Genomic DNA, 14646 nt, shown 5'->3' with positions numbered 1-14646 from the left:
GCGATCAATCGTCCTCGGGTTTGCGCCCGGATGGGTCGCTCGCCGGGGCCGGGAAGCTCTCGAAGAAGATCGGTTCGACCTGGCTCGGCTCGGCACGCGCCAGGTTTTCCTCGGCGGGCAAGAGGTTGCCGAAGTCGGTGGACGCGAAATTGGCGGGCACGTGCACGCCTTGATCGTCGCGCCGCACGAGGCCGCGTTGCTCCATGTCGCGCATGGTCTTGTTGACCACTTCGCGCGACAGACCCGAGTAGGAGGCGATCACCGATTGGGAGATGCGCTTGTCGAACGCGCCCATGCTCGAGGGGGCCAGCACGGTCAGCTGGTGCAGCACGCGGCCGACGACGTCTTCGGTGGACAGCGCGGACATGCGCCGCAGCTGGTTGCGCATGACGGCCATGCGCTCGATCGCGAGTTCCAGCAGTCTGATGGCCACCTCCGGGTACGAACTGCAGATCTTGCGCAACGCCACGACGGGGATGAGGTGCACTGCCGCGGGCAACGCGGCAACCAGCGTGTGCTTGGCCTGGTAGGTGTCCTCGGAAAGAGACGGACCGATGAAGAATTCGTTCTGGCGGATGAAGTCGGTCGTGACATTGGTGGCGTGGGCGCGGCCCTTGCCATGCTCCACCACGCGCAGCAGTCCGCTGGCCACGCAATAGACGCAATCGCTCGAGCTGCCGGCCGCGAGCACCACTTCATTGCGCCGGTAGGAGCGCAACTGGCTGCTCTGGACCAGCGCAACGCGTTCGGCCTGCGACACGTTGGCGAAGAGAGGATTCAGGTACATGGTCGAAGAAAATCCGTGCCGTGGTTCGAGTCACCCGAAAGGATGCCCGGGAGCGACAGCAGCAGGCTTGGCGGCCGGCTCGGTGCCACGCACGCCGTAGCCCTGCAGCCACCGCGCGCCCACGCGCGAAGCGATGTGCATGTCGTCTTCGCGCTCGATGCCGTCGACCACGACCTGGGCCGCGAAGTGCGTGCAAAGGGAAATCATGCCCTGCAGGCACTCGATGCCGAAGGTGTCGTCGCGCGCGCGGCGCAGCAGCGACGCATCGAGCTTCACGATGTCGGGCCCGCAGGACTGCAGCGCGGCGAGGTTGTCGTTGCCGCCGCCGATGTCCCGCACGGCGATGCGGCAACCGCGCAATTGCATCTGCACGCAGAAGTCGTGGGCGGCCTCGAGATCGGCCAGCGTGGCGCTGCCCACGATCTCGATCACGAGGCGCGAGGCCAGCGCGGGCTCTTCGTCGAGTGCCGCGCACAGCGAGGCCCACCAGTGGTCGAGCTTGGTGCTCTGCGCGCAGATGCCCACGCCGATGTGCGCGCAGGTCTGCGACCGCAGTTCCGCCAAGGCCTGGCGCACCGCGATGCGATCGAACGCGCGAGCCAGCCCCAGCCGCTGCAGGCACGGCAAGAACACCTCCTGCGCAAGAAGCGCCGGCTCGCTGCGGCTCGGCGGCAGACGCACGCGCCCTGCGAGGTAGAAAGTACTGGCATTGCCGCCAGCGTGCACCACCGGCTGCCATTCGAAGGAGAGCGCCTCGGTGCGCAGCGCTTCGCTGACGCGCACGGCGACGTCCATGTCGGAGCGGTAGCGCTGGCACCATTCGTCGGCCCTGTTCTCGCGCAAATCCGGAAACGGTTGCGCAGTCCACAGGGCGAACTCGATCTCCGACGTGCCGAGCTGCTCGGGCGGCCGCACCTCGATCCAGTCGGCATGCAACTGCACCATCGCGGCGATGCCCTTCGCACGCACCGGTTCGGCGCCAAGCACGGCAAGCAGCGTCTCGATGGGGCGGCTCCGGTGGCGTACGTCGTGCGGCAGCTCACGGATGTCGCGCGCGCCGCAGACGAACGCGTCGTTGGCCCACAGCAGGAAGCAGTCGTCGCGCAGCCGGGCCATGTCGGTGGCGGCCGAGGTGAGGAAGTGGGCGCACAGGCGGCGCTGTATTTCAAGGCTGGCGGCGGCTCCGAAATCCTGCCCATAGGCTTCGATGAGGTGCGGCAGGTTCGCGATGAACACATAGGCGCAAGGCCTGCGCGGCGCTGCTTGCAGGGTGGGGGCGGCGTCGGTTGCAACAAATGGCGCGGCCCGCGCGTTTCGCTCGGCATGTTCCCCATGCGCGCGGCTCCCCGCCGCTGTGCGTGGAGTCCATGCGACGGACCACGGAGTCTGTGGTGAGAGGGCGACCATCTGATCCTCCTTCGAACAATTCGTTTTATGCACCTTCCGGATGCTACGGATTGCAATGGTCGTTGACAGCGCTTTCGCGTCCCAACTGTGTTTCCCATCACATCTGCCCCGGGGCTCGCACTGCGCCAGCGAAGATTTCATTCCCTTTCGGCGTGCATGGAGTAGCGCATTCCACACAGGTTTTTTCAAGATAGCCGAAAGGCTGCGCGCCGACAGCGAAAGATCGATTGCGCAAAGGATGCGGTCGATAAGCTGAAGCGGAAAGTACGCGGTACAGCAGCGCCGTTGGTGGCACCATCGGCATCAGTGAAGCACTCGTCGAAACTTCTGGTGATGCGTATCGTCCTCTGGAGCGCTGCAATCGTCGCCCTGGCCATCCTCATGGGCGTCGTGTACGAGCAGGCCGGCCGCTACCGCGCGGCGCGCGACTTCCCCGCGCCCGGGAAGATGGTCGACATCGGCGGGCGAAGAATCCAGCTGGATTGCCGGGGCTCCGGCTCGCCGACCGTCGTGTTCGAGGCGGGCCTGAGCGCCGGCGGTTCGTTGAGCTGGTCGGCAGTCCAGCCGAAGATCGCAGCGCGCACGCGCGCCTGCTCGTACAGCCGCGCGGGGCTGATGTGGAGCGATCCTTCGGATGCGCCTCCCAGTGCCAGGCAGGTGGCGCACGATCTTCACACGGCACTCGCCCGCGCAGGCGAGCGGGGCCCCTACGTGCTGGTCGGCCAGTCGCTGGGCGGGCTCTTCGCCACGAGTTTCACGAGGCACTTCGGCGCCGAGGTGGTGGGGCTGGTTCTCGTCGACCCTTCGCATCCGGACCAGGTCGCGCGCGTCGCGGACTTCATGACGGAGACGCGGTCGTTGCGCTCGCGCATCGCCGTGTCGCTCGCGTGGTCCGGCCTGCTGCGCGCGGCGGCTCCCTCGCTGCTACCCCAGGCGCGGAACCAGACGGCGCGCGATGCGCAGGCGATCCGCGCCTTTGCGCCGAAGTCGTTGAGCACGCAGTTGGTGGAAAGCGATGCGACCGACGCCACGCTCGCCGAGGCCGGCGCCTTCCGCGACCTGGGCAATCGACCGCTGGTGGTGCTCACCGCGATGGCGCCGTACACCGAGGCGGAACTCCGGGGGATGAAGATCACGCCCGGGCAGGGCACGCAGGTGCAGGCCATCTGGAAGCAGCTGCACGAGGACGAGGCGACGTGGTCCTCGCGAGGCAGGCAGGTGCTGTTGCCGAACGCCGGTCACGACATCCAGTTCGACGACCCGGATGCGGTGATCGACGCGGTGCTGTCCGTCGTCGCGGCGGTTCGCGCGGATCTCGGCGCCGCGCCGCACTGACGCAGCGGCGGAAACAGCGGCAGCGCCTTACCAGCGGACCTTCACGCCCACGCTGCCGTCGATTCCGCTCTTCGTGCGGGTGGCTCCGCCCGAGGCCCACAGCTTGCCCAGCTCCGCGTACAGGCTCATGCTCGGCGTCAGCTGCAGCGTGGCGCCTGCCGCCAGCTCGGTGCTGGTGCCGCCGGTGCGCGTGGCGATGTCGGTGTACGCCGCGGGGCCGATGAAGCGGCTGACGTCGGTGCCGCCGCCGCTGCGGTAGACGTTGACCCGCACGTAGGGCTGCAGCAGGCCGGCGGAGGTGGCGATCTCGCCCTTGACCCGCACGCCCGCGCGCGCCAGCCAGCCGCTGTGGCTGTCCTGCTGCACCAGGGCGCCCGGGATGCCCGTGTCGTGCAGGCTCACGCGCTGGTGCACCAACTGCAGCTGGGGCTCGAGGGTCCAGTTCGGCGCGATGGAGAAGGCCTGGCCCACCTCGATGGAGGCCAGCAGGCTGTTGCCGCTGCCGGAACTGCCGAAGCCCAGCGTGGGTGCCGCCGTGTAGCGGTGGCGGCCGGCCTGCAGCACGCCGTCCACGTACAGGCCGCTGCCGTTCTTCCAGGTGGCGTAAGCGCCCAGGTACTGGCTCTGCAGGTCGTTGGAGCCGGCCGCGTAGTTCGCAAGGCCGCGAGCGAAGCCGGTCACGCGCATGTCGCCGTCGAGTTCGCCGATGTAGATGCCGGCACGCCAGTTGGCGTCAGCCCACAGGTCGGTGCCGGCCTGGAAGCCCGTGAGGCGCCCCTTGCTCGCGGGGCTGACGGTGCCGCTCTGGTCGATGGTGCGGTTCGTGCTGATGAGGCGGGCCCAGGTCTGGCGGTAGCCCTGGTCCGGTGTAGCGGTGCTGGCGCCGGCCGGGCCGTCGTCGCCCACGCGCTGGTGCATGTTGCCCAGCATCGCCAGATTGGATTGGCGCAGCTGCTCGGGCAGCGCCGCGTACAGCGGCACTTCGGCGCGGTAAGTTGGCACGATCACGCCGCCGCCACCGCCATTACCGCCAGTACCGCCAGTACCGCCAGTACCGCCGCCGGTGCCGGTGCCGGTGCCAGTACCGCCGCCGTTCCCGCCACCGGACGGCGGGACGATGACGGCGCTGGAGCGCAGGTACCAGTTCTCGCCCGCGCCGGCCGCGTCGGCGGCGTACAGCCGGTACTCGAAGGCGCCGGCATCGACGTGGCCGCCCGCCAGGACGAAGGCGCTCCTTGTGGTCTGCGCGGTGGTCGTGGCGCCGTTCAGCGCGCTGACGACTTCGATGCCGTTGCCGGCGGTCAGCGCGCCCAGGCCTCCCAGGTTGGTGATCTGCACGTTGGTCGTGCCGCTGGCAATGGCGGTGCTGCCGCTGAGGACCAACCGGTCGCTCGCGCTGGTGCTGTCGCCCAGCGCCGTGCCCAGGCGCAGCGTGCCGCCGTTGCCCACCCACGGGCCTGTGACCGTGAGGACGGTGCCGGGCGCGCCGCCCAGCAGCGAGACGGTGCCGCCGTTGGCCATGGACGCGATGGTCTGGCTCTGGCCGGCCAGGTCCAGCGTCGCGCCCGAGGCGACCGTGAAGGCGCTCGTGCTGCTGAAGGTGTTGGCCGCGCCGGCGCGCAAGGTGCCGGCGGCGACGCTGGTGGCGCCCGTGTAGATGTTGGCGCCGCCCAGGGTGAGCGTGCCCGCACCGTCCTTCACGAGGCTGCCGGCGCCCGAGATCGGGCCCGTCCAGCCCATGTCGTGGCCGTTGGTGTTGAAGGTGCCCGTGCCGCTCAGCAGCAGGGCATTGCCCAGGCTCAGGCCACCCGCGCCGGCGATGATGCTGGCCGTGGCACCGCTGTCGATGGCAACGGCGCCCGACAGCGCCGCGCCGGTGTTCAAGGTGAGGCTGTTGCTGCCGCCCGTGAACTGCACGGCCGAGGCCCGGGTGATGCCATCGCCGCCCAGTCCGCCGGAGATGGTGCCGCTGCTGCTGATGGCGAGGTTGGCGCCCATCACGCCCACGCCGCCTGCACCGTTCGCGCCGCTCGCGCCCCCGTTGCTGTTGGCGCCGCCGACGCCCCCGGCGCCGCCGGCGATGGAGCCGCTGTTGGTGATCGTTGCCCCGGCGCCCGTGACTCCCAGGCCGATGCCGCCGTCGCCGCCAGCGCCCGGCGCGCCGGTGCCTCCCGCGCCGCCGCCGCCGGCTCCGCCAGCGCCTCCGGCGCCAGCCGTGACTGCGCCGGTGTTGACCACGGTCACGGTGCTGCCGGTCAATGTGATGCCATTGCCGCCGGCGCCGCCGCCGCCGCCCGAGGCATTGCTGCGCGCCGGCAGCAGTTCGGACCCGCCTGCGCCGCCGGCTCCGCCCGCGATGGTGCCGCTGTTGGTGAACGTGAGGCCCGGTGCCGTGGCGTTCAGGAAGAATCCGCCGCCGCCGCTGCCGCCGCCACCGCCTTGCGAGAAGGCGCCGCCGCCCTGGCCCCCCGCGCCGCCCGTCGAACTGCCGGAGGCCGTGTAGTTGCCGAGCGGGCCGTTGAGGATGGACCCGTAGCCTCCCGCGCCGCCGCCGCCGGCCGCCCAATAGCCGTTGCCGCCCGCGCCCCCGGTGCCGCCGGTGTAGCTGTCCGAGGAGGAAGAGACGCCGCTGCCGATCGACGCGCCCTGGAAGCCACCCCCGCCGCCGCCGCCGTATCCGTTGCCGTTGCTGAAATCGCCGGTCTGGGACTGGCCCGCGCCGCCGTTGTCGCCCTGCATCACGCCCGGGCTGACGACGTTGCTGGTAGTGCCCGCCGCGCCACCCGTGCCGGCGGTGGCGCCGCCGAAGGAGCCGATATTCGCGTTGGAGCCCGCCGTGACGCCGGCATCGGTCGACGACCCGCCAGTTCCTCCGCTGGCGCCCACCGTGGTGTCGTTGAGCCCGCCGCTGCCACCGCTGCCGTTGCTGCCGCCGCTGCCGGCGTGCAGCGTCGGGTCGCCGACGGGCTGGCCGCCGGCGCCGCCAGCCGCCAACGCCGGCCCGGCGCCCAGAAGCAGCACTGCCATGGCCACGGCCCCCAGTTCGCCCAGCCGCGCCGACCGCGCGTGGCCGCGCGAGGTTTCGGGGGCGGCCACCCAAGTGCCGAGCGTTGGATTCCACAGGGTTCGAAAAGTCTTGTTCATGGCTTCAATCGTCCGTTCGTTACCTGGCGGGCAGGCTCCCGTGCGCCGGAGCACTCTCCTCTTGCGCATGCAGATGTCTTGTTTTTGTTTGCAAGACAAAATGTAAGTACGCGTATGGGGCGGCGATATGCCCGGAACCGGGTACCCCTGAGGAGGCCGATGAGGAGTGCGTGGGAGCGTGCAGCCTGTGCCGTGACCGCTCGGCATGGCTCGCGGCGCGGCGGCGCGGGCCTCTTGGGGCCGATCTCGAGGGCCGCAAGCGTCAGGGTGGAGCGCCGCCTGCCGCGGAACTCCCCATGATAAGTGTCTAAAAGTAACCGGTGTTTCGAGCCGGATACAGCACTGCTCGGCCGTTGCGGCCGATCCGGTCCTCAATCGCGAGTGCTTGTCGGAGCTTCCGGCGCCGGCAGGGTGGACTCGAATTGCGCGGCGCCGCTCGCCGCATCGCAGCTTGCCTTCAACTCGGCCGCGACCTGCTCCGGCTCCTGGCGCAATTCCGCAAGATCGCGCTCCCCGACGCAGCGGCCTTCGAGCCGCACATAGATGCGTTTGAAATCGCCACCGAGTGCCCGGGCCACGTCGCCCAGGCACTCGGCGAGCGTGGCGAAATCGCCGTCACGGTACGAGCTGGGCGGTATCACGCCTTTCGAACGCGGCGCGCGAACCGTGTAGGCGTAAGACGCGGCTTCTTGCCTAAGCTCCACCACAGGCTGCAGGCAGAACTGAACTTCCCTGACTCTTTTTTTCATGGCCGCAGTGTAGGTGCGGCCCCACCGGTGCTGCCCCCGGGGGAGGGGGCGTCATTGCGTGCGCTGCTTCGCGACGAACTCCGGCGTCACCGTGCCCTGCTTGTTGCCGAATTGCGCGATCACGTAGTTGGCGAGCGCCGCGACTTCGGTGTCCGTGTAGGCCTTGCCGAAGGCCGGCATGTAGACCTCCTTGTCGAGCACCCGCATCCTCACGCCCTGCAGGATCATCTGCGTGACGTTGGAGCCGTCAGGGTCGTTCACGCCGCGCGTTCCCAGCAGCGATGCGTTGGCCGTCTGCTGGCCTTGCCCGTTCCACTGATGGCAGCTCGCGCATGCCGCAGCGAAGAGCCTGAGCCCTTGCTCGTGGCCTTCGGCCGTGTTGGCTGCCGGTGCCGCTGCGCTCGCAGCAACGGCCCACGGTGCCTTCGCATCGACCTCGATCGGCGCCTTGCCCGACTTCGCCGGTACCGTGCGCAGATAGCTCACGAGCGCCGAGGCGTCCTCCGGCTTCAGGTATTGCAGGCTGTGTTCCACCGCCTCGCCCATGGGCCCCGAAGCGGAGCCTCGGCCCTCGGCATGCCCGGTCGTGAGGTACGAGGCAAGCTCGGCATCGCTCCATGCGCCGAGGCCGTTCTTCGCATCTGACGTGATGTTGTAGGCGCGCCAGCCCTGGACCGACTCGCCCGCGAGGTCGTTGCCCCTTTCCATCGCGAAGGCGAAGTTGCGCGGCGTATGGCATTCCGCGCAGTGGCCGAGCGCTGTCGCGAGGTACTTGCCCTGGTTCCACGCCGGCGGCTTGGACGCATCGGCCTCGAAACGGGTGCTCTTGAAGAAGGCCGCATTCCAGAAGCCCATGGCCCAGCGCTGGTTGAACGGAAATCCCAGGTCGGCCTCCCTGTTCGGCTGGTTCACCTTGGGCAGGCTGAAGATGTACGCCTTGATCGCGAGGATGTCCTTGCGGCTCAGCGCGGTGTACGAGGTGTACGGGAACGCCGGGTACAGGCGCTTGCCGTCCGCGCCCACGCCGTCGTGCAGCGCGCGCACGAATTGGTCGTCGCTCCAGTTGCCGATGCCCGTGGCCGGGTCCGCGGTGATGTTCGACGAGTAGATCGTGCCGAAGGGCAGCACGAAGGGCAGGCCGCCCGCAAAGGGCTGCCCCTTGCCGGGCACCGTGTGGCAGGCGATGCAGTCGGCGGCCTTGGTGAGGTATTCGCCGCGCACCAGCAGCGCCGCATCGGCCGGCGCACCGGCCAGCACCGGCGCCTCGCCCTCGGAGCCGTCGGTACGGTTCAGGAAGAAATACAGCGCCGCGCCAACGACGAACAGCACCACCAGCACCTTGAGGAGCCGCTTCATGCTGCGCTCCTTGCGCCGTGCCCGGCATCGGCGATCTTTTTCTTCAGCGCCTCCTTGTCCTGCGCCAGCAGTGCACGGTTCACCGGCAGCGCGCGCAGCCGCACGCCCGTGGCCGCGAAGATCGCGTTGGCGAGTGCGGGCGCCGCAATGGCGGTGCCGACCTCGCCGAGCCCGCCGGGCGCCTCGCCGCTCTTGACGGTATGGACCTCGACCGGCGGCGCCTCGTTGATGCGCAGCATCCGGTAGTCGTGGAAGTTGCTCTGCTCGATGGTGCCTTCGCGCAGCGTGATCTCGCTGAAGAGCGCGGCGCTCAGGCCGAACAGCAGGCCGCCCTGGATCTGCGCCTCGATGGAGCTCGCGTTCACGGCAATGCCGCAGTCGAGCCCGACCACCGCGCGCCGCATGCGCACCTCGCCCTGCGGCGTGACCTCGACCTCGACGATGGCACACACGCGGCTGCCGAAGGCATCGCCCACGGCCACGCCGCGCCCGACGCGGGCCGGCAGCGTGCCCTTGCCCCAGCCGATCTTGTCGGCGGCCAGGTCGAGCACCGCCAGTGTGCGCGGGTTCTTCTTCAGCATCGCGCGCCGGTAGGCCACCGGGTCCTTCTTCGCGCGCTGCGCCAGCTCGTCGATGAAGCTCTCCATCACGAAGAGGTTGTGCGTCGGCCCCACGCCGCGCCACCAGCCGACGTTCAAGCCGGGCGGCATGTCGTGCCGCACCCACTCGACCTTGAGGTTCGGCAGGTCGTAGCAGGGCTCGGCCACGCATTCGACCAGGTCGCTGTCCATGCCGTCCTTGCCCATGAAGGCCGGAGCCCACCGGCCCAGCACCGTGCCGCCCGCAATGCGGTCGCCGAACCAGAGGATCCGGCCCTCGCCGTCGACCACGGCCGAGATGTCGTCGTGGTACATCGGCCGCACGATGTCGTGGCGGATGTCTTCCTCGCGCGTCCACACCACCTTGAGCGGGTAGGGCACCTGCTTGGCGAAGGCCACGGCCTGCTCGACCGAATCGGTCTCGAGCCGGCGGCCGAAGCCGCCGCCCAGGTACTGGTTGTGCAGAACGACCTTGTCTTCCGCAAGGCCGGCGACCTTGGCCGCGGCGCTCACGCAGCGCGTTGGCACCTGCGTGCCGACCCAGATCTCGCACTCGCCGGGCCGCACGTGCACCGTGGTGTTGAGCGGCTCCATCGTCGCGTGGGCCAGCATCGGCAGGTCGTAGGTCGCCTGCACCAGTGTGCCCTCGGGCCGCTTGCCGGTTTCCTTGCCGACGATCGCCTTGTCCTTCGCCAGCGCACCGGCCAGTGCCGCGCGCAGCTGCTGCGTGGTGAGCGCGGCGTTCTGCCCCGGCGTCCACTGCACGTTCAATGCATCGAGACCCCGCTTCGCAGCCCAGAAATGCTCGCCCACCACCGCAACCGCGTCCTTGATGCGGAGCACGTCGATCACGCCGGGAATCGCTCGCGCCGCCTTGTCGTCCACCGAGGCCAGCACGCCGCCGAGCGTGGGGCAGGCCTTGACCGTCGCCACCTTCATGCCCGGCAGGCGCACGTCGATGCCGAACTGCGTGCTGCCGTCGACCTTGCCGGCCGAATCGACGCGCCGCAGCGGCTGGCCGATGAGCCTGAAATCCTTCGGTTCCTTCAGCGCCACCTTGGCAGGCATCGGCAGCTTGGCGGCCGCACCGGCGAGCGCGCCGAAGCCGAGCTGCCGGTTGGACGGCGCGTGGCTCACCACGCCGCGCGCGACCGTGCAGCTCGCAGCATCGACCTTCCACTGCGCGGCGGCAGCGCTCACCAGCAGCGTGCGCGCCACCGCGCCGGCCTCGCGAAGCACGCCGTAGGTGCCGCGCGTGCTGGTCGAGCCGCCGGTGATCTGGCCGCCGAGCAGCGGCATGCCGTACAGCGCCTCGTTCGGCGGCGAATGCTCCACGCGCACCTGGTCGAGCTCGACGCCGAGTTCCTCGGCCAGCAGCATCGCCGAGCCGGTGTAGATGGCCTGGCCCATCTCGGCCATCGGCATCACGAGGCGCACGCCACCATCGGCGTCGATGCGAATGAAAGCGTTCGGCGCGAAGGCGGGGTTGCCATCCACCAGCGCAGCGGCCGCGTCGGCGGGCTGCTGCCGCGGGCTGATGGCGGCAAAGGCCTTGCTGCCGCCGACCCAGGTGAAGGCCAGCGCCAGGCCGCCGGCCTGCAGTGCGCCGCGCCGGCTGATACCCACGGCACCCACGGCGGCCGGCTTCACGATGCGCTCCTGACAGGCATCGCGACGACCGACTGCAGCACCTCGGCCTTGCCGGTGGCTGCCTGCTTGATGGCCGCGCGGATGCGCGAGTAGGTGCAGCATCGGCAGATGTTGCCCGACATGGCCATGTCGATGTCGGCGTCGCTCGGGTTGGGTGTGCGCTGCAGCAGCGCGGCCGCGGACATGATCTGCCCCGACTGGCAATAGCCGCACTGCACCACGTCGACGTCGAGCCAGGCCTTCTGGATGCTCTTGCCGGCCGGTGTCTGCGAAACGGCTTCGATGGTGGTGACGGCCTTCTTGCCGATGGTGCCGATCGGCAGCACGCATGAACGCACGGGCTGGCCGTCGAGCTGCACGGTGCAGGCGCCGCACTGCGCGATGCCGCAACCGAACTTGGTGCCGGTGAGGCCGACGACGTCGCGCAGTGCCCAGAGCAGCGGCATGTCGTCGGGAGCGTTGAGGGCAACGGACTGGCCGTTGATGTTGAGATCGATCATGGACCCGCCTTCTTGTCTGGTTCGCCGTGGTGGCAGCAAACCATAGCGCGACTTCGGAAAGCGCGCTCGGCGGGCAGCGCAGCACTCAAGCGGGCTGCTCGGTTTTCATCGACGGGTGCTCATTGCAAGCACCCGAAGGTATTCATCGCCGTGCGAAACGGCGCTCGGATCCGCGCAGGATCGTCTCAGGCGGGAGCCTTCTGTGCGGGCGCCTGCACCGGCGGCGTGCCGGTCTTGAACATGCTCGCCAGTTGCTTGCGCAATTCGGGTGTGTCGGTGTGGCCGTGGACGGCCACGGCGTGTTGGACGGCGGCATCGAGCAGTTCGCTCTCGCTGTCTGCGGACAGCGCGACACTGCAGTTCATCGTGCTCGGATACTCGCGGCAGTCGATGTATTGGCGTGACATGGCAGCTCCTGGAATGTCCTCACGGACGTGCTTCGAAAATCAGGTTGAAGGGCGTCTCGCTCGCCCGCCTGCGCACCGAGGCAAAGGCCCCGGCCAGCGCCTTGTACAGGCCCAACTGGTCGCCTGCGACGATGGTGGCTGCGTGCATCACGGCACCGATGCCATGGACGAAGTTACCCATGAACGCGTTAAGCCGTGTTTCGTCGATAGCCATGTGTATCCCCTTCGCCGGCCGGCGGCATACGCGGCGCTTGCCTGCCTATACTGAATCGGCGGCAAGGGCCTGCGAGCATCCTGCGTCTCGATGCATGCAGGCGCCATACGCAGCAATGCGTATGTGCCGTGAAAGGGGCATGCCATGACGCACCTGACGCGCAACGATTGCGCAAGCGCACTTCGCCTTCTGGAGCAGCTCGAGTCCGGGCATTCGCCCGTGCGGCATCGCGAGGCCGCCAGCAATGGCTTGCGCACGACCCTGCACGTCGCCAAGGCACCGGGCCGGCGCGAATTTCGCCAAGCCGAACTGCAGGCCGACTACTACCGGCGCGTGGGGCTGGAGCATGCGGTGGCGGTGGCCTTGCTTTACCGGCTGGCCCGCCGCACCGAGGCGCCGTTGCCCGATGCGCCGGCCATGAACGCACCGCCCCCCGGCCTCACGCCCCGCGAGGGCGAGGTCATGCACTGGCTCTCGCGCGGCAAGACCGACGCCGAGATCGCCGCCCTGCTCGCGATCAGTCCGCGCACCGTGCACAAGCACCTGGAGCACGTCTACGTGAAGCTGGGCGTCGAGACGCGCACGGCGGCCGTGCTGCGCTCGCTCGGCATGGGCGGGCCCGACATGCCCTGAAAAAAAGCGCGCCCGGCAAGCAAAGCCGGGTATCGGCACGCGTTGGCCGAGAATCTGCCGCTCATTCAAGCGGGAAACGAACAACGCCATGCTGAACGTCGCCAAGGCCATCCGCAGCTTCAACGCCGGGCGCGATCCCGAGCGCCTGGTGATGAAGTACGCCAACCTGCGCGCCAACCCCTTCGTCTTCCTGCGCGGCACCTGCCACCTTTTCTACGACCGCCTGCCGGCCGGTGCGCTGTTCACCAAGGCGCCGGCGGCCTGGCTGTGCGGCGATGCCCATCTGGAGAACTTCGGCAGCTACAAGGGCGACAACCGGCTCGCCTATTTCGATCTCAACGACTTCGACGAGGCCGCCTTGGCGCCTGTGACGTGGGAGCTGGTGCGCTTCCTGTCGAGCATCCTGGTGGCCGGCGGCAGCCTGCGCGCAACGCCCGACGATTCGAACGCGCTGTGCAAGGCGTTTCTCGAAGGCTACGCCGGTGCATTGGCGCTCGGCAAAGCCCGCTGGGTGGAGCGCGACACCGCCAGCGGCCTCGTTCATGAACTGCTCGCGACGCTCAAGGCCCGCACGCGCGCCGCCTTTCTCGACAAGCGCACCGAACGCAAGAACGGCGGCCGGCGCATTCGCCGCGACGGCGAGCACGCGCTGCGGGCCGACAGGGCCGGGCGCGAGCGAGCGGCCAGGCTGATCGACGCATTTGCGGCATCGCAGGACAACCCGGGCTTCTTCAGGGTGCTCGACGTGGCGCGGCGCATCGCCGGCACCGGCAGCCTGGGAATGGAGCGCTACGTCGTCCTGGTCGAAGGCAAGGGCTCGCCCGACGGCAACTACCTGCTCGACCTGAAGCAGGCAACGTCGTCGTCGCTCGTGCCGCACCTGAAGATCAGGCAGCCCGCATGGCCGTCGCAGGCGCATCGCGTGGTGGCAATCCAACGCCGCATGCAGGCTGTGTCGATGGCCTTCCTGCATCCGATCGTCGATGGCAAGTCTTCCTACGTGCTGCGCGACCTGCAGCCCAGCGAGGACCGGGTGAGCCTCGACGTGCGCCGCACCGGACTGGGCCAGGTCAGCGGCGTGATCGAAGAGATGGGGCAACTCATGGCCTGGGCGCACCTGCGCAGTTCGGGGCGCCAGGGCTCGGCCATCGCAGACGAGCTGATCGACTTCGGCACCTCGGCCAGGTCGTGGCGCCGCGACCTGCTGGACGCTGCGCACCAGTGCGCAGCGCAAGTCGAGAACGACTGGAAGGCCTACTGCCAGGCTCATGACGCGGGGAAGATGGCGTAGCCTTCCCCGCCGGGCTGCGTCAAGCCGTTCATGCAGTCCTAGCTTCGCCGCGACCCAGCGGCGCGTGCCTTGCCAGGCAGCAGGTGGTCGAGCGGCAGCGCCGTCTCCGATTTGATCTCGCGCAGCACGATGCTCGAGCGCACGTGCGTCACGCCGGGCAGGCTGAACAGCACCTCGTGCAGGAAGCGCTCGTAGTGCTTCATGTCCGGCACGGTCACGTTCAGGATGTAGTCCGCGGGCCCCGTCGCCGACACGCAGCGGATGATCTGCGGGCTCGCGGCCACCGCCTCTTCGAAGCGCTGCACCATCGCCTCGCTGTGGCGGTCGAGGTTCACCTCGGCCACGGCCGACACGTGCAGGCCCACCAGTTCGGGATCGACCAGCGCCGTGTAGCCGCGGATGACGCCGGCCGCCTCCATGTCCTTGATGCGCTTCCAGCAGGGCGTGGGCGACAGGCCCACGGCCTCGGAAATCTGCTGCACCGTCTGACGGCCGTCATGCTGCAGTGCAGAAAGAATCTTGAGGCAATGCTCGTCAAGAGAAAGAGAATCGACGTTCATGGCGAACTCCGAGA

At 69.1% G+C, this 14646-nt stretch carries 12 protein-coding genes and 1 pseudogene; 3 read left to right on the top strand and 10 right to left on the bottom strand.

The window, feature by feature from the left end:
- Window positions 1-4 precede the first annotated feature (4 nt).
- Both ACEN9N_RS15575 and ACEN9N_RS15570 read right to left on the bottom strand, forming a co-directional pair.
- A complete protein-coding gene (locus ACEN9N_RS15575; RefSeq protein WP_007835595.1) occupies window positions 5-787 on the bottom strand; it encodes a Crp/Fnr family transcriptional regulator in 783 nt (260 codons plus the stop codon).
- 30 nt (window positions 788-817) lie between these two features.
- Window positions 818-2023 carry an EAL domain-containing protein gene (locus ACEN9N_RS15570; protein ID WP_237726114.1) on the bottom strand — a complete coding sequence of 402 codons (1206 nt, stop codon included), beginning with the start codon at window positions 2021-2023 and terminating at the stop codon, window positions 818-820.
- 504 nt (window positions 2024-2527) lie between these two features.
- Between ACEN9N_RS15570 and ACEN9N_RS15565 the strand changes: the two genes are divergently transcribed.
- Window positions 2528-3529 carry an alpha/beta hydrolase gene (locus ACEN9N_RS15565; protein WP_495656390.1) on the top strand — a complete coding sequence of 334 codons (1002 nt, stop codon included), beginning with the start codon at window positions 2528-2530 and terminating at the stop codon, window positions 3527-3529.
- Between the two features lie 27 nt (window positions 3530-3556).
- Here the strand turns inward: ACEN9N_RS15565 and ACEN9N_RS15560 are convergent, their stop codons facing one another.
- The 7 genes and pseudogenes from ACEN9N_RS15560 to ACEN9N_RS15530 form a co-directional block, all read right to left on the bottom strand.
- Entirely contained in the window at window positions 3557-6673 is a 3117-nt protein-coding gene (locus ACEN9N_RS15560; RefSeq protein ID WP_495653933.1) for an autotransporter outer membrane beta-barrel domain-containing protein, read from the bottom strand.
- A 371-nt stretch (window positions 6674-7044) separates the two neighbouring features.
- Window positions 7045-7422, bottom strand: coding sequence for a hypothetical protein (locus ACEN9N_RS15555; RefSeq protein ID WP_495653932.1), 378 nt, complete (start codon window positions 7420-7422; stop codon window positions 7045-7047).
- 51 nt (window positions 7423-7473) lie between these two features.
- Window positions 7474-8778 (bottom strand): c-type cytochrome, encoded by a 1305-nt coding sequence (locus tag ACEN9N_RS15550; RefSeq protein WP_007835586.1) that lies wholly within the window; start codon window positions 8776-8778, stop codon window positions 7474-7476.
- Window positions 8775-11027, bottom strand: a complete 2253-nt coding sequence (locus tag ACEN9N_RS15545) for a xanthine dehydrogenase family protein molybdopterin-binding subunit (protein ID WP_495653931.1) — start codon at window positions 11025-11027, stop codon at window positions 8775-8777. The genes ACEN9N_RS15550 and ACEN9N_RS15545 overlap by 4 nt, the downstream gene beginning before the upstream one ends.
- Window positions 11024-11527 carry a (2Fe-2S)-binding protein gene (locus ACEN9N_RS15540; protein WP_007835577.1) on the bottom strand — a complete coding sequence of 168 codons (504 nt, stop codon included), beginning with the start codon at window positions 11525-11527 and terminating at the stop codon, window positions 11024-11026. The genes ACEN9N_RS15545 and ACEN9N_RS15540 overlap by 4 nt, the downstream gene beginning before the upstream one ends.
- A gap of 185 nt (window positions 11528-11712) precedes the next feature.
- Entirely contained in the window at window positions 11713-11934 is a 222-nt protein-coding gene (locus tag ACEN9N_RS15535; RefSeq protein ID WP_007835573.1) for a DUF1059 domain-containing protein, read from the bottom strand.
- Window positions 11935-12025: 91 nt separating this feature from the next.
- A pseudogene (locus ACEN9N_RS15530) lies at window positions 12026-12148 on the bottom strand (SAM-dependent methyltransferase); the annotation flags it as partial.
- A 144-nt stretch (window positions 12149-12292) separates the two neighbouring features.
- Between ACEN9N_RS15530 and ACEN9N_RS15525 the strand changes: the two are divergent.
- Window positions 12293-12781, top strand: coding sequence for a helix-turn-helix transcriptional regulator (locus ACEN9N_RS15525; RefSeq protein ID WP_478180156.1), 489 nt, complete (start codon window positions 12293-12295; stop codon window positions 12779-12781).
- 88 nt (window positions 12782-12869) lie between these two features.
- Complete coding sequence (locus ACEN9N_RS15520) at window positions 12870-14072, top strand: DUF2252 domain-containing protein (RefSeq protein WP_495653930.1); 1203 nt, start codon at window positions 12870-12872, stop codon at window positions 14070-14072.
- A 38-nt stretch (window positions 14073-14110) separates the two neighbouring features.
- Here ACEN9N_RS15520 and ACEN9N_RS15515 read toward each other — a convergent pair whose 3' ends face one another.
- Window positions 14111-14632 carry an Lrp/AsnC family transcriptional regulator gene (locus tag ACEN9N_RS15515; protein WP_007835568.1) on the bottom strand — a complete coding sequence of 174 codons (522 nt, stop codon included), beginning with the start codon at window positions 14630-14632 and terminating at the stop codon, window positions 14111-14113.
- Between the last annotated feature and the right edge of the window lie 14 nt (window positions 14633-14646).

The organism is Variovorax sp. Varisp46 (assembly GCF_059491885.1).
This window is presented reverse-complemented; position numbering and strand designations above follow the sequence as displayed.